The organism is Mesorhizobium sp. WSM4313 (assembly GCF_002294725.1).
GTDB lineage: Bacteria > Pseudomonadota > Alphaproteobacteria > Rhizobiales > Rhizobiaceae > Mesorhizobium.
Genome location: NZ_NSFT01000010.1, coordinates 17,647 through 31,447, shown reverse-complemented (window position 1 = coordinate 31,447; position 13,801 = coordinate 17,647). Strand labels below are relative to the sequence as shown.

15 protein-coding genes are annotated in these 13,801 nt (G+C 65.0%); 10 read left to right on the top strand and 5 right to left on the bottom strand.

Annotated elements, in window-relative coordinates; all coding sequences use genetic code 11:
• Positions 1–115 precede the first annotated feature (115 nt).
• Positions 116–781: a tetratricopeptide repeat protein gene (locus CK219_RS21355; RefSeq protein WP_095768728.1), complete on the top strand. Its 666-nt coding sequence runs from the start codon at positions 116–118 to the stop codon at positions 779–781.
• Between the two features lie 6 nt (positions 782–787).
• The gene (der, locus tag CK219_RS21350) at positions 788–2,218 is read left to right on the top strand and encodes a ribosome biogenesis GTPase Der (protein WP_095768727.1); all 1,431 of its coding nucleotides are present in this window, start codon (positions 788–790) and stop codon (positions 2,216–2,218) included.
• A 236-nt stretch (positions 2,219–2,454) separates the two neighbouring features.
• Here der and CK219_RS21345 read toward each other — a convergent pair whose 3' ends face one another.
• Positions 2,455–3,375, bottom strand: a complete 921-nt coding sequence (locus CK219_RS21345; RefSeq protein WP_095768726.1) for a LysR substrate-binding domain-containing protein — start codon at positions 3,373–3,375, stop codon at positions 2,455–2,457.
• Positions 3,376–3,491: 116 nt separating this feature from the next.
• Between CK219_RS21345 and CK219_RS21340 the strand changes: the two genes are divergently transcribed.
• From CK219_RS21340 to CK219_RS21310, 7 genes are all read left to right on the top strand, one after another.
• The gene (locus CK219_RS21340) at positions 3,492–4,769 is read left to right on the top strand and encodes an MFS transporter (protein WP_095768884.1); all 1,278 of its coding nucleotides are present in this window, start codon (positions 3,492–3,494) and stop codon (positions 4,767–4,769) included.
• A gap of 171 nt (positions 4,770–4,940) precedes the next feature.
• Positions 4,941–6,122 (top strand): cell wall hydrolase, encoded by a 1,182-nt coding sequence (locus CK219_RS21335; RefSeq protein WP_095768725.1) that lies wholly within the window; start codon positions 4,941–4,943, stop codon positions 6,120–6,122.
• Positions 6,123–6,508: 386 nt separating this feature from the next.
• The gene (locus CK219_RS21330) at positions 6,509–6,901 is read left to right on the top strand and encodes an AtpZ/AtpI family protein (protein ID WP_095768724.1); all 393 of its coding nucleotides are present in this window, start codon (positions 6,509–6,511) and stop codon (positions 6,899–6,901) included.
• Positions 6,902–6,966: 65 nt separating this feature from the next.
• Positions 6,967–7,725, top strand: coding sequence for a F0F1 ATP synthase subunit A (locus tag CK219_RS21325; RefSeq protein ID WP_095768723.1), 759 nt, complete (start codon positions 6,967–6,969; stop codon positions 7,723–7,725).
• A 75-nt stretch (positions 7,726–7,800) separates the two neighbouring features.
• The gene (locus CK219_RS21320; RefSeq protein ID WP_027164582.1) at positions 7,801–8,025 is read left to right on the top strand and encodes a F0F1 ATP synthase subunit C; all 225 of its coding nucleotides are present in this window, start codon (positions 7,801–7,803) and stop codon (positions 8,023–8,025) included.
• A gap of 60 nt (positions 8,026–8,085) precedes the next feature.
• The gene (locus CK219_RS21315) at positions 8,086–8,667 is read left to right on the top strand and encodes a F0F1 ATP synthase subunit B (protein ID WP_095768722.1); all 582 of its coding nucleotides are present in this window, start codon (positions 8,086–8,088) and stop codon (positions 8,665–8,667) included.
• Between the two features lie 11 nt (positions 8,668–8,678).
• On the top strand, positions 8,679–9,170 hold the full coding sequence (locus CK219_RS21310) for a F0F1 ATP synthase subunit B (RefSeq protein ID WP_095768721.1): 492 nt from the start codon (positions 8,679–8,681) through the stop codon (positions 9,168–9,170).
• Positions 9,171–9,615: 445 nt separating this feature from the next.
• Here the strand turns inward: CK219_RS21310 and CK219_RS21305 are convergent, their stop codons facing one another.
• Positions 9,616–10,314, bottom strand: coding sequence for a ribonuclease HII (locus CK219_RS21305; RefSeq protein ID WP_095768720.1), 699 nt, complete (start codon positions 10,312–10,314; stop codon positions 9,616–9,618).
• Positions 10,315–10,508: 194 nt separating this feature from the next.
• Positions 10,509–11,663 (bottom strand): PA0069 family radical SAM protein, encoded by a 1,155-nt coding sequence (locus CK219_RS21300; protein WP_141245395.1) that lies wholly within the window; start codon positions 11,661–11,663, stop codon positions 10,509–10,511.
• A 148-nt stretch (positions 11,664–11,811) separates the two neighbouring features.
• Here CK219_RS21300 and CK219_RS21295 point away from each other — a divergent pair, with 148 nt between their 5' ends.
• A complete protein-coding gene (locus CK219_RS21295) occupies positions 11,812–12,315 on the top strand; it encodes a glycosyltransferase (RefSeq protein ID WP_095768718.1) in 504 nt (167 codons plus the stop codon).
• A gap of 36 nt (positions 12,316–12,351) precedes the next feature.
• Here CK219_RS21295 and moaB read toward each other — a convergent pair whose 3' ends face one another.
• Both moaB and CK219_RS21285 read right to left on the bottom strand, forming a co-directional pair.
• A complete protein-coding gene (moaB, locus tag CK219_RS21290) occupies positions 12,352–12,909 on the bottom strand; it encodes a molybdenum cofactor biosynthesis protein B (RefSeq protein ID WP_095768717.1) in 558 nt (185 codons plus the stop codon).
• On the bottom strand, positions 12,896–13,789 hold the full coding sequence (locus CK219_RS21285) for a 4-(cytidine 5'-diphospho)-2-C-methyl-D-erythritol kinase (RefSeq protein WP_095768716.1): 894 nt from the start codon (positions 13,787–13,789) through the stop codon (positions 12,896–12,898). Before CK219_RS21285 ends, moaB begins: the two co-directional genes overlap by 14 nt.
• Positions 13,790–13,801 lie beyond the last annotated feature (12 nt).

Here is a 13,801-nt window from a genome sequence, read left to right as displayed (position 1 = left end):
GGGCGCCCGGCATTCTCAGCCGATTTTCCGGTCCGCCCCCTTCCATGCCGACGAAATTTCGCTAAAACGCGGGCTCAAGAAGCGCCCCCTCCTGGGGCCGCAATGGTTTTGATTGATGTCGGACGACAGTTTTATCCGCGAAGTCAACGAAGAGATTCGTCGCGAGCAGGCGCAGAAGCTATGGGACCGTTTCGGCCCGGCCATTCTCGGCCTTGCCATCCTGATCGTGCTCGGCACCGCCGCTGTCGTCGGCTACCGCTATTGGGACGAAACCCGCGCCAACCGCTCGGGCGACGCCTTCTCGGCGGCCCTCAAGCTCGCCAATGACGGCAAGAACGACGAAGCGATCGCCGCTCTCGACCAACTGGAGAAGGACGGCTACGGCGCCTATCCGCTGCTCGCCCGCATGCGCGCCGCGACCGTCAAGGCCAACAAGGGCGACGTCGATGGCGCGGTCAAGGATTTCGACGAGGTCGCCGCCGACAACGCCATTCCTGCCGGCATTCGCGATATTGCGCGGCTGAGGGCGGCGCTCCTGCTCGTCGACCACGGCTCCTACGCCGATGTCTCCAGCCGCATCGAGGCGCTTACCGCCGACACCAATCCGTTGCGCCATTCGGCGCGCGAGGCGCTTGGCCTTGCCGCCTGGAAGGACGGCAAGTCGGCGGACGCGCTCAAACTGTTCGACCAGATCTCTTCGGATGAAGCCGCCCCGCGCAATGTGCGCCAGCGCGCGCAGCTGATGTCCGAGCTGATCCGCGGGTCGGGCAACGTGTCGTGATCCTGGATGGGCTTCAAAGTCGCCATCATCGGCCGGCCTAACGTCGGCAAATCGACTCTTTTCAATCGGCTGGTCGGAAAGAAGCTGGCGCTTGTCGACGACACGCCTGGTGTAACGCGCGACCGCCGTGTCCATGCGGCAAAACTCTACGATCTCCATTTCGATGTCATCGACACCGCCGGCTTCGAGGACGCAGCGGCTTCGACGCTTCCCGGCCGCATGCGCCAGCAGACCGAGATCGCCATTCGCGAAGCCGACCTCATCTTCTTCACCGTCGATGCCAAGTCGGGCCTGATGCCCGACGACCGCACCTTCGCCGAGGTGGTGCGCAAATCGGGCAAGCCGGTGGTGCTCGTCGCCAACAAGGCAGAGGCGCGTGGCGCTCAAGGGGGCATGCTGGAAGCCTGGGAGCTCGGCCTCGGCGAGCCGATCCCGATCTCGGCCGAGCACGGCCAGGGCATGCCGGATCTGCGCGACGCCGTAATTGAAGCGCTCGGCCAGGAACGCGCTTTCGGCGAGGATGAGGAAGACGAAGCCGGCGAGATCGCCGCCAGCGAGGTTCTGATCGGCGAGGACATCGCCGACCCGGATGCTGAAGCGCCCTATGACGACACCAAGCCGCTGCGCATCGCCGTCGTCGGCCGCCCGAACGCCGGCAAGTCGACGCTGATCAATGCGCTGATCGGCGAGGAGCGGCTGCTCACCGGTCCGGAAGCCGGCATTACCCGCGATTCGATCTCGGTCGACTGGGACTGGCGTGGCCGCAGGATAAAGCTGTTCGACACGGCCGGCATGCGCCGCAAATCCAGGATCCATGAAAAGCTGGAAGTGCTCTCGGTGCAGGATGGCCTGCGCGCCATCCGCTTCGCCGAGATCGTCATCATCATGCTCGACGCCACCATCCCGTTCGAGAAGCAGGATCTGCAGATCGCCGACCTCATCATCCGCGAGGGCAGGGCGCCGGTGATCGCCTTCAACAAATGGGACCTGATCAACAATCCGCAGGAGCTGCTGGCCGAGCTGCGCGAAAAGACCGAGCGGCTCCTGCCGCAGGTGCGCGGCATCCAGGCGGTGACGGTCTCGGCCGAGACCGGGCGCGGCCTCGACCGGCTGATGGAAAGCGTCATCAAGACGCACAAGGTCTGGAACAGCCGTGTCTCCACCGGCAAGCTCAACCGCTGGCTGGAAGGCATCCTCGCGCATCACCCGCCGCCCGCCGTCGCCGGCCGCCGGCTGAAGATCAAATACGTCACCCAGGCAAAAACCCGCCCGCCGGGCTTCGTCGTCTCCTGCTCGCGCCCGGACGCCATGCCGCAATCCTACGTCCGCTATTTGACCAACAGCCTGCGCGAGGCCTTCGACATGCCAGGCGTGCCGATCCGCATGGCGCTGCGCACCTCGGACAATCCGTTTGCGGGCAGGGCGAAGAAGCGGTGACTTCTGGGAAAGCGCCGACGCTGATCCCTCGTCATCCACGGGCGAAGCAAGGAGCGAAGCGACGCGCATAGACCCGAGGATCCATTCCGTGACTTAGAAGCGCCGCGACGGTTCAGAATTCTGCTCCGCTGCATTCCTCGCGCGAAGTAACGGAATGGATTCTAGGGTCTGCGCTGCGTCGCTCCGCTCCTTGCTTCGCCCTAGAATGACGATGTCGAAAGGCGTCGGCTAAGACGCTAAGCGACCTCCCGCAGTCCATCGCCGGTTCGCGTCCCCTCCGGCAGCGTCTCCAGCGCCGCCTGCAGCAATATCTCCGCCAGCCGCGCTGCCACCGGGTCGAGCTCGGCGTCCTTCCGGTGCAGGTGCAGCGCCATCGTCGGCAGGGCAGGAAGCCCGAGCACGCCCGGCGCGATTGCCCTGACATTGGCCGGCAGGCCGATATCAGTGCGGATCGTCAGGCCGAGGCCTGCCGCCACCGCCGCCCAGATGCCGCCGAGGCAAGGACTCGAGAAGGACATGCGCCAGGGCATGCCCGCGCGATCGAGTGTCTCGGTCGCCACGGTTCTGAGCAGGCACGGCGCCTCGAACACCACCAGCGGCAGCGGCTCGCCATTGCGCGGACCAGCCTCGATCGGCTTGGCCGGGCCTATCCAGCGCGCCGGCACGTCGGCGACATGGCGGCTATAGGGCAGGGCCATGCCGTCATGCCAGGCAAGCGCGATGTCGAGATTACCTGACAGGACACGCTCGGCAAGGTCGTGGCTGCGGCCGATCCGTGCTTCGATGCGGACCTTGGGATGAGTGCGGGCGAAGCGGCCGAGCACGTCGGGCAGCACGGCCTCGCCGAAATCCTCCTGCAGGCCGAGCCGTACCCAGCCTTCCAGCTCGACGTCGCGGATAGCGGAGGCCGCCTCGTCGTTGAGTTCGATCAGCCGCCGCGCATAGCCGAGCATCGTCTCGCCGGCTTCGGTGAGCGCCAGGCCGCGCCCTGCCTTGCGGAAGACCGGCGTGTCCGCCTGCTCCTCCAGCTTCTTCAGTTGCGCGCTGACCGCGGATGTCGAGCGGCCAAGCCGTTCGGCCGCCTTGGCGAAGCTGCCCAGCTCCATGCCGGTGACGAAGGTTCTGAGGACATCGAGGTCGAACGTGACGCGGCGCATCGGGATCGTCCTGATTTTCAGGATTGTTGGTGAAAAACTTCCTGATTTTATGGATGAAGCTATGGCGCTACATCCGGTCCGTCAAGCCGTCAGCCGGCCATCACAGGAATGGAGCCATGTCCGCCATCGTCACACGAAATGTCTGCCAGCCGCCCGCGGGAGACATTGCCAGCGCCTCAGCCCGCCGCGCTTTCGGCCCCAACCATCGCTGGAAGGTGCTGGGCATCGGCGTCGCCGCCAATGCCGGCTTCTCCGCCACCTTCTCTGGCATCCCGGCGACTGCGGTGGTGATGCGCCAGGGTTACCACCTCGACAATGCCTCGCTGGGTCTCGCGCTCGGCCTTCTCGGCCTCGGCGTCGCGCTCAGCGAATTGCCTTGGGGCGTGCTCACCGATCGCTGGGGCGACCGCCGCGTGCTCCTGACCGGGCTCGGGGCGACGGCCGCATGGCTTTTCATCATGGCGCTGCTTGTCGTGCCGACGAAAATGGCCGTTCCCGGCGTCGCGCTGCTGTCGGCCAGCCTGCTCGTCGCCGGCCTGCTCGGCGGCAGCGTCAACGGCTCCAGCGGCCGCGCCATCATGGGCTGGTTCGGCGACGGCGAGCGCGGCTTCGCCATGAGCATCAGGCAGACGGCGGTGCCGCTCGGCGGCGGGCTGGGCGCGCTTGTCCTGCCGTCGCTGGCGTTGAGTTTGGGCTTCACGGCGGTCTTCGGCCTGCTTGCAGCCGTCTCCGCGCTCTCGGCCTGGTTTGCCTGGCGCTGGCTGTACGAGCCGCCGGCGGAAAGCGGCGGTCACGCCGCCGCAGCGGCAAGCGGCCCGGCGCCCTTGCGCAACATCGAGGTGTGGCGCATGTCGACCGCCATCGGCCTGCTCTGCTTTCCGCAGGTCGCGGTGCTGACCTTCGCCTCGGTCTTCCTGCATGACTTTGCGGGCATGGGCACCTTGGTGACCAGCGCGAGCCTCGCCGCCGTGCAGACCGGCGCCATGGCGATGCGCGTATGGAGCGGCCGTTTCACCGACCGCCACGGCAACCGCCGCCCATTCCTGAAACTCTGCAGCGCGCTGAGCGCATTTGCCTTCCTGGCGCTGTGGCTGCTGGTGATCGGCGCTGCCGGCGCGCCGTCGCTGCTGCCGTTGCTTCCGCTGATGGTCGTCGTTGCCGGCATATTCGTTTCTGCCTGGCACGGCGTCGCCTATACCGAGCTTGCCACGCTTGCCGGCGCCGGCCATGTCGGCACCGCGCTCAGCCTGGCCAACAGTTTTGTGTTCATCGGCTTCTGCCTGGTGCCGATCGCCATTCCATGGCTGCTGGTGGTCTTCGCATGGCCGGGCGTGTGGCTCGCGGCCGCGATCTGCGCGGCGCTCGCGTGGCCCATCTTCCTGCGCCCCGCCTGATTCACCCAAACTGATGCACCCACCCAGGGCTGATTCTTCATCGGCCCGCTGTGGAAATTGCGAGCCGGCGTTCCTCAAACATGAAAAGAACATGATCGATGTCGTTAACCCCGCATCAAGGTTAATGCTTCATTTTGACTCTCCGGGGTCAGTAGCGTTCTGGAGAGTTCCGTGCATCGACGCGTTTCATTGCGGCTTGCCGCCGCCGCCGTTGCGAAAAAACGTTCCTTTCTTCCTCCTTTGGTGCTTGGGCTCGGTATTTGGATCGGCTTCCCGTCGGCCGTCGCCTACCAGGATATGGCAAGCCTGATCTCCGGCCTGGAATCGTCCGACACCCGCTGGAACGCCTATATCGAGAAATCCGCCGCCGGCTCGGTGCATGCGGCCGAAATGCCGTTTGTCGATTCCGTCACCACCGGCTCGCTCTCCGGTTCCGGCGTGAATTTGCCGGGGGTGGGCACCGTCGCCTTCCGCGGCAAGGGCAGCGCCGTGGGCGTGACGCCCGATGAGGATCGTGTCGTACGCGCCGACAAGAAGGGCCGCATCGTCAAGGTGTCGCCGGTCGCGCCGCCCAAGAATTTCAGCGCCGGCTCGATTTTCGAGCGCACCTCCTCGCTGCTGCGTCCCGCGATGGACAGCGGCCTGAAGCTCACCTTCGCCAAGCCGGGCATCAAGGGCAAGGAAGTCCAGATCGCCCAGGCCTTCCATCTTCGCGAGGACAAGAGGCCTGATCCGGCGCTGCCGGCGGCACTTGTCGCTCTCGTCAACAACGACAAGCCGGACATCCTTGCCACGGCCTATGCCCAGTCCGCGCCCGACTACGCCAAGGCTTCGCCCTTCGAGGCGCTGCTGCAGGACGATCCCAACGATGGCCGCTTCATTCCGCCGATGGGCAAGGGCGACCATGCCTGGCTGCAGACCCCCCTGCCGGCAAGTGTCTTTTCCAAGCCCGAGCAGGCCTGCCTTGCCAAGGGCATCTATTTCGAGGCGCGCAGCGAGCCGGTCCGCGGCCAGGCGGCGGTGGCGCAGGTGATCCTCAACCGCGTCCGCAATCCGACCTATCCGAAGACGATCTGCGGCGTCGTCTACCAGAACGACAACTGGTTCAACCGCTGCCAGTTCTCCTTTGCCTGCGACGGCAGGAAGAAGACAATCACCGACCTGGCCTCCTACAAGACCGCCCAGGAGGTTGCCATGGCGGTGACCGCCGGCAAGATATTCATTCCCGAGGTCGGTTCTTCGACGCATTACTACGCCAATTACGTCCATCCCGGCTGGGCGCGGGCCATGCACAAGATGACCAGGATCGGCCTGCATATCTTCTACCGCACCTATGGCGGCGGCTGGAGCTGAGCCGCTAAAGCATGTCTCCCGAAAGTGGTAAGCGGTTCGGGAAGACACGCGCGAAATCAAAAACTGAAGCGCGTGGAGCGAATCTGAAGGATCGCGACGCGCTTAGGCGGCTCAAACTGAGCCGCCCAAACACCGCCCCGGCTATCCTTCCTTCGACGCCCGGCAATGCCTGGGCGGACGCGCCTTGTCGCGCGGATTCGCGCCGTTACCTCACGCAGGCGTGAAGGGCACGATGTCGCACCTCGATAAACCATTGATTTAACTGCTAAAAATCCATCGCTCGGAAGTTTGGCCCGTGGCTTGACGGGGGCGGACCCTCTAACTATGTTGCCGGCGACTTTAGAAGCGGACGGACGGCAATCGTCTGCCCGGGCAGGGGGGTTGCGATGGCCGACAAAACCGGGCCAGACGGAACCGGAGAAACCGGCCGCGGCAGGCAGCCAGAAGCCACCATCCGCGACGACGAACTTGAGCGCCGCCGGCGCGACCTCGAAGCATCGCTTGCGACGAGACGCACGGACCGGTCCGAGGGGAAAGACGAAGCGAAAGCTGCGACCGGTTACGGTCAGGCGCTGAAGCTGTCCAGCGAGTTCATCGCCGGAGTGGTGGTCGGTGTCGGCTTGGGCTGGATCATCGACCGTCTGGCGGGAATAGCGCCCTGGGGTCTGATCGTCGGCCTGTTGCTGGGCTTTGGCGCAGGCATACTCAATGTCCTGCGCTCGGCGGGACTGGCATCGGAATTCGGCCAGGGCGGCAAGCCGCGCGAGCCGAGAGAATGAAGTGAGGCGCCGCAGGGCGCTAAAGTGAACTTAAAAGCCGTTTATGGCTTTGACGGGGATTTAAAGTGGCTGCTGACAAGGTCGATCCGATCCACCAGTTCCAGATCCATCCGATCATCCCGCTGCATATCGGCGGCTACGACGTATCTTTCACCAACTCCTCTTTGTTCATGGTCGTGACGATCGTCCTGGCCTCCGCCTTCCTCTATATGAGCACCGCCAGCCGGGCCTTGATTCCCGGTCGCCTGCAGTCGGTGTCCGAAATGGCCTACGAATTCGTCGGCAACATGCTTCGCGATGCCGCGGGCAAGCAGGGCATGCAGTTCTTCCCGCTGGTGTTCTCGCTGTTCATGTTCGTGCTGGTCGCCAACCTGATCGGCCTGTTCCCTTATTTCTTCACCGTTACCAGCCACATCATCGTCACCTTCACGCTGGCGATCCTGGTCATCGGCACGGTCCTCGTCTACGGCTTCGCCAAGCACGGCTTCGGCTTCCTCAAGCTGTTCGTGCCGCATGGCGTGCCGGGCTATCTTCTGCCGCTGGTGGTGGCGATCGAAATCATCTCCTTCGTCTCGAGGCCCGTCAGCCTCTCGGTTCGTCTTTTCGCCAATATGCTGGCCGGCCACATCACGCTGAAAGTGTTCTCGGGCTTCGTCGTCAGCCTGAGCGCGTTTGGCGCCGTCGGTATCGCCGGCTCGGTGCTGCCGCTTGCCATGGCGGTCGCGCTCTCGGCGCTCGAGCTGCTGGTCGCCTTCCTGCAGGCCTATGTGTTCGCGGTGCTGACCTGCATGTATCTGAACGACGCCCTGCACCCGAGCCACTGATTTTCACCGGCGCCCCGGCGCCAGCTTACCCAACGTACCAACTTCAACGAACAGAGAAACCACAGGAGTTTTGAAATGGACGCAACTGCAGCAGCTGCTATCGGCGCTGGTATCGCCTGCATCGGCATGGGCGGCGCGGGCATCGGCCTCGGCAACATCTTCGGCAGCTACCTCTCGGGTGCGCTCCGCAACCCGTCGGCTGCCGACGGCCAGTTCGGCCGCCTGATCTTCGGCTTCGCGGTGACCGAAGCTCTGGGCATCTTCTCGCTCCTGATCGCTCTGCTCCTGGTCTTCAAGTAAGAGCCGGCGCTGACGAAAGGGGCCGCATGGTGCGGCCCGTTCTAGGGACAGGGGAATGAGATGTTCGTGACATCTGCCTATGCGCAAGAAGCAGCGCCGGCCGCGGCCGAGGGCGATACGCATGCCGGCACTGCTGTGCCTGCCGCGGAGCATGAAGCGTTCCCGCCGTTCGATGCCAAAACCTTCCCGTCGCAGATCCTGTGGCTGGTCATCACCTTCGGGCTCTTCTACCTGTTCCTGAAGCGGGTTGTGATGCCGCGTCTTGGCGGCATCATCGATGTCCGCAACGACCGCATCACCCAGGACCTCGACCATGCCGCAAGGCTGAAGGGCGAGGCGGACGCCGCGGTTGCTGCCTATGAGCAGGAACTGGCGGAAGCCAAGGTCAACGCCAACAAGATCGGCCAGCAGGCGAACGACGCCGCCAAGGCGCAAGCCGAGGGCACGCGCAAGAAGCTCGAGGCCGAGCTTGAGAAGAAGCTTGGCGAGGCCGAGGCGAGCATCGCCTCGATCAAGGCCAAGGCGATGAAGGAAGTCGGCACTATCGCCGAGGACACGACCTCGGCCATCGTCGAGGCGCTTGTCGGCGGCAAGGCCGACAAGGCCGAAATCGCGGCCGCGGTCAAATCCGCGAGCCGGTGAGGAGCGGGATCATGGACGCCACATCACTCGCCACGCTCTGGGCCACCATCGCCCTGATCATCTTCCTCGGCGCCGTCATCTATCTGAGGGTGCCGGGCATGCTTGCCAAGTCGCTCGACGCCCGCGCGGCCAAGATCAGCAGCGAGCTCGAAGAGGCACGGCGCCTGCGCGAGGAGGCCCAGCAGCTGCTGCGCCAGTATCAGCAGAAGCGCAAGGAAGCCGAGAAGGAGGCCGCCGACATCGTCGCTGCCGCCAAACGCGAGGCTGACTTGCTTGCCTCCGAGGCGGCCAAGAAGACCGAGGACTATGTCGCCCGGCGCACCGCGCTTGCCGAGCAGAAGATCAGCCAGGCCGAGCGCGAGGCGGTCAGCGAAGTGCGCGCCACCGCCGTCGACATCGCCGTCGAAGCCGCCCGCACGCTGCTCGCCGCCAAGGTCGACGTCAAGACCGGCGCGGATCTGTTCAAGTCGGCGCTCAATGATGTGAAGGCCAAGCTGAACTGAGCTGACTTCGAAACTTCGAACTCAAAAGCTGCCTGGGCAACCCGGCGGCTTTTTTGTTTGGAAGGAGCGCGGCGCCGAAGCTGCCAATCTCCCCCACAAGGGGCTACGCTATGCACACATTTCCGAGCAGCTGGTCTTGGCGATAGCGTGCATGGCAGCTTGGCGCATGCATTTGTCTTATGTAGCGCAGGTCGACCCCCACTTCGTCTCGGCTCCGCCGAGCCACCTCTCCCCGATCGACGGGGGTAGAGGAAGGCGCCAAGCTTTTTGCCGTCAATGCTCGTCCAGCAACGCTCCCTTCCTTTCCCTCCGCAGGGGGAAAGGTGGCGCTGCGAAGCAGCGACGGATTGGGGGAACCACCCGGCAATCAAGCCTCAGGTCGATCAGTCACGCCACTGACAGAGGATGTCCGCAAGCCGTAACCACATTGGGGGAGATCAGCTAACTACTCCAGCCCGGCGAGGCTCTCTTCCTCTTCCGCCATCTCAACCCCACCCAACCGGAACGGCGCGAACGAGGCCCGGTGGAGCCGTGCCACCGGCCCATGCGCCTCGATCGCGGTGCGGTGGCGGACCGTCGCGTAACCCATATGCACTTCGAAGCCGTAGTGCTCGTGATGTCCGCCGCAGCCGCACATCATGCGGTCGCGCATCACCTTGGCGACGATCGAGGCGGCGGCGATCGATTGCGAGCGCTGGTCGCCCTTGATGAGCGCGCGGGCTTCGCAGGCGAGACCTGGCGGTATGTCGCGGCCGTCGGCCAGGGCGAGCTTCGGCCGCAAGGACAGGCCGGCGGCGGCGCGGCACATCGCTTCGAGGCTGGCTTTCAAAATGTTGCTGTTGTCGATGCCTTCGGCGCTGATCGAAGCCATCGAGATGCTGAGCGCCGAGCCGAGAATCTTGAGAAACAGCGCCTCGCGCTGCAAATGGGTGAGGCGCTTGGAATCGTCGAGCCCTTCGGGAATGTTGGCGGGGTTGAGCACCACCGCGGCGGCCACCACCGGACCGGCGAGCGGACCGCGGCCGGCCTCGTCCATGCCGGCGACCGGCCACAGCCCGTCGGCTATCGCTTTCGTCTCGATCGAGAAGTCGGGCTTCTCGACCATTTCAAAGAGAAGCGGAGAATCGGAACGCGCGCGAGCCATGGTGCGGCGAGGTTCGCATCGGCTCCGATTCTCCGCAAGTCCTTCCGGGTCGGATGGGGCGTCGGACCGGGAAGGCACCGTCTCACAGCCGGGGGACAGGGGCCGGACGGGATTTCGAAACAAATGGCAATTCCAGACCGAAAATCGCTTTGCCTGGAAGTGCTTAGCGCCGGTCGTCATGGCCGGCGCTGGCGTCAAAGCAGCATCAGCTGCTCGCCGGCACTGGCGCCTGCGACGAATTGGTCGGTGCGAAGCTGCCGCCGCTCGACATTGAGGCCGAGCCGCTTGGCGGCGATCTCGAAGCGCCGGCCGATCTGCCAGGCATAGGGACCGGCGCCCTTCATGCGCTTGCCCCATTCGGAATCGTAATCCTTGCCGTCGCGCATCGAGCGGATAAGCGACATCACATGCCGGTAGCGGTCGGGATAATGGCGCAACAGCCAGTCCTTGAAGATCGGCGCCACTTCGAGCGGCAGGCGCAGGATGACATAGCCGGCCTCCCGCGCGCCGGCGGCTCTAGCCGAATCGAGGATGCGCTCCATCTCCGGATCGGTAAGCCCCGGAATAATCGGCGCCACCATGACCGATGCCGGGATGCCGGCGTCCGAAAGCTGCCTGATCGCCTCCAGCCGCTTCGTCGGGGTCGAGGCGCGGGGTTCCATCGTTCTCGCCAGCATGCGGTCGAGCGTCGTCACCGACAGCGCCACCTTGGCAAGGCCGCGCTCGGCCATGCGCGACAGGATGTCGATGTCGCGTGTCACCAGCGCCGACTTGGTGACGATGCCGACCGGATGGCCGCGCGCTTCCAGCACTTCCAGGATCTCGCGCATGATGCGGTATTGCTTCTCGATCGGCTGGTAGGGATCGGTATTGGTGCCGATAGCGATCGTGCGCGGCTGGTAGCCCGGTTTTGACAATTCCCTGTCCAGCATGCGCGCGGCATCCGGCTTGGCGAACAGCTTCGATTCGAAATCGAGCCCCGGCGACAGGCCCATGAAGGCATGCGTCGGCCTGGCGAAGCAGTAGACGCAGCCATGCTCGCAGCCGCGATAGGGGTTGATCGAACGGTCGAAGGAGATGTCAGGCGACTCGTTGCGCGTGATGATGGTGCGCGGCTTTTCGACCTGCACTTCCGTCTTGAACGGCGGCAGTTCCTCCAGCGAGTTCCAGCCGTCGTCGAACACATGCCGGCTGATCGGCTCGAACCGGCCGGACGGATTGATCCCGGCCGAGCGGCCGCGATTTCGATCGGGCCGCACGCGCATGCCGCTCTGCTCGATCATCACGTTTGCCATCTCGGCTCGGCCTGCTCCGAAAGCGGCAATGTCGGCTCGCACGATCTGTTCCATTTTCGCCCTCTCCCAGGGACTGTCGGCAGGCTGTCGAATCGCTCTGTTCATGAAACTATTCCTATTTCACCGAAGAGAACAAAGCAAGAACTTTTTCGCTTGAAGCGCACAACTGGCGCATCGCCGCACTTTCCGCTATTCGGCTAAAATGCTCAGCGTCCTTATCGAAACCCGCAACGACGAAGAGGGGCTTGCCCGTACGCTCGCCTCGCTGGTCGGCGGCGCGGTTGAAGGCGTCGTGCGCGACGTGATCGTCTGCGATCAAGGCTCGACCGATCAGACGCACCGGGTGGCCGAGCATGCCGGCTGCCACTATGCGACCGGCGGGATCGGCGCCGGTATCGGCCAGGCCAAGGGCGACTGGCTGCTCCTGCTCGAGCCAGGGGCGCGGCTCGCCGAGGGCTGGATCGACGAAGTCGTGGCGCACACGGCGAAACAGACCATGCCGGCGCGCTTTTCACGCGCCCGCGCCAACCGTGCGCCTTTCCTGGCCAGGGTGTTCTCGAGCAATCGTGCGCTGGCCGAGGGGCTTGTCATCAGCAAGCGTCAGGCCTCGGCTCTGGCAAAGAGCGCGCGCAGCGCCGAAGCCCTGGCGCGCGGCCTGGCGACCAGAAGGCTGAACGCCGAAATCTGGATCGCGCCGCCGAAATGATGCCCCGCCGGGCCGGCCGGGCGCCTTAACTGAGCTTTACGAGGTGGGCTTGCCGCCGCGCCTGAGATGCTCGTCCAGCCGCGGCATGATCTCGACGAAGTTGCAGGGCATGTGCCGATAGTCGAGCTGCGCCTTGATGATGCCGTCCCAGGCGTCCTTGCAGGCGCCGGGCGAGCCCGGCAGCACGAAGACGAAGGTGGCGTTGACGACGCCGCCGGTTGCCCGGCTCTGGATCGTCGACGTGCCGATCTTGTCGTAGGAGATGCGGTGGAAGACTTCCGAAAAGCCGTCCATGCGCTTTTCGAAGATCGGCTCCAGCGCCTCCGGCGTCACGTCGCGGCCGGTGAAGCCGGTGCCGCCGGTGGTGATCACGACATCGATGTTTTCGTCCTTCGACCAGCCGAGCACCTTGTCGCGGATCTTTTCGCGGTCGTCGGTGACAATATCGCGCGCGGCGAGCGTATGGCCGGCTTCCGCGATGCGATCCGCCAGCGTCTGTCCGGATTTGTCGTCGGCGAGGCCGCGCGTGTCGGAGACGGTAAGCACGGCGATGCGCACCGGAATGAAGGGCCGGCTTTCGTCAAGCTTCGCCATCGCTCACCTCCATGCTGCGCGTCGCGGCAACGAACCAGTCGGGGTGGCGGGCGCGGATCTCGATCGCCGCGCGTTTTGCAACATTGCCGGTCTCGAACAGGCCGAAACAGGTGGCGCCCGAGCCGGACATGCGCGCGAACGCGGCGTCGGCACGCTTGAGCGCCTTGAGCGCCTCGCCGATCGCCGGCTGGATCGAACGGGCGGCGGGCTCGAGATCGTTGCGCGTCGTCTCCAGCCAGTTGCGGATCGTGTGGAAATCGAGGCGCTTCGGCAGCGGCGGCAGCCTCTCGTTATCGCGGCTGGAGAGCGCCTTGAACACGTCCGGCGTCGAGACCGCGATGCCCGGATTGACCAGCACCAGCCCAAGCGCAGGAAAGGCGGATAGCGGCGAGACTTGATCGCCGATACCGCGTGCGATCAGCGGCTTTGATTCGAGGCACATCGGCAGGTCGGCACCGAGCGAAAGCCCGATCCGGGCCAGCGAATTGTCGTCGATATCGAGCTTCCAGAGCCGCGCCAGGCCATTAAGCGCGGCCGCCGCGTCGCTCGAGCCGCCGCCGACTCCGGAGGCGATGGGCAGGTTCTTCTCCAGCCGGATGGCGACCGGCGATCCCTGTTGCATGCCGGCTTCCCGGCGCAAGGCATCGCGCGCCTTCACCACCAGATTGTCGCCGTCGAGCGGCAGCCCGGCGGCATAACGGCCGGATACCGAGAATTCATCCTCTTCCGCCGGCTCGATCTCGAGCCGGTCGCCGAAGCGGGTGAAGACGGCAAGGCTGTCGATGAGATGGTAGCCGTCGGCGCGCTGTCCGATGACATGCAGCGCCAGGTTGATCTTGGCAGGCGCAAGCCACGTCCGGACCTCTGTGCCGGGCTCCAGGATGTCGGCTGC

Excerpts from the sequence above, each read along its gene's own strand:
- CK219_RS21345 (WP_095768726.1), bottom strand. The coding sequence starts at position 3,375 with ATGCGCCGCGTCACGTTCGACCTCGATGTCCTCAGAACCTTCGTCACC.
- CK219_RS21300 (WP_141245395.1), bottom strand. The coding sequence starts at position 11,663 with ATGGAACAGATCGTGCGAGCCGACATTGCCGCTTTCGGAGCAGGCCGA.
- der (WP_095768727.1), top strand. The coding sequence starts at position 788 with ATGGGCTTCAAAGTCGCCATCATCGGCCGGCCTAACGTCGGCAAATCG.
- CK219_RS21315 (WP_095768722.1), top strand. The coding sequence starts at position 8,086 with ATGTTCGTGACATCTGCCTATGCGCAAGAAGCAGCGCCGGCCGCGGCC.
- CK219_RS21305 (WP_095768720.1), bottom strand. The coding sequence starts at position 10,314 with ATGGCTCGCGCGCGTTCCGATTCTCCGCTTCTCTTTGAAATGGTCGAG.
- CK219_RS21310 (WP_095768721.1), top strand. The coding sequence starts at position 8,679 with ATGGACGCCACATCACTCGCCACGCTCTGGGCCACCATCGCCCTGATC.
- CK219_RS21295 (WP_095768718.1), top strand. The coding sequence starts at position 11,812 with ATGCTCAGCGTCCTTATCGAAACCCGCAACGACGAAGAGGGGCTTGCC.
- CK219_RS21330 (WP_095768724.1), top strand. The coding sequence starts at position 6,509 with ATGGCCGACAAAACCGGGCCAGACGGAACCGGAGAAACCGGCCGCGGC.
- moaB (WP_095768717.1), bottom strand. The coding sequence starts at position 12,909 with ATGGCGAAGCTTGACGAAAGCCGGCCCTTCATTCCGGTGCGCATCGCC.
- CK219_RS21355 (WP_095768728.1), top strand. The coding sequence starts at position 116 with ATGTCGGACGACAGTTTTATCCGCGAAGTCAACGAAGAGATTCGTCGC.
- CK219_RS21340 (WP_095768884.1), top strand. The coding sequence starts at position 3,492 with ATGTCCGCCATCGTCACACGAAATGTCTGCCAGCCGCCCGCGGGAGAC.
- CK219_RS21320 (WP_027164582.1), top strand. The coding sequence starts at position 7,801 with ATGGACGCAACTGCAGCAGCTGCTATCGGCGCTGGTATCGCCTGCATC.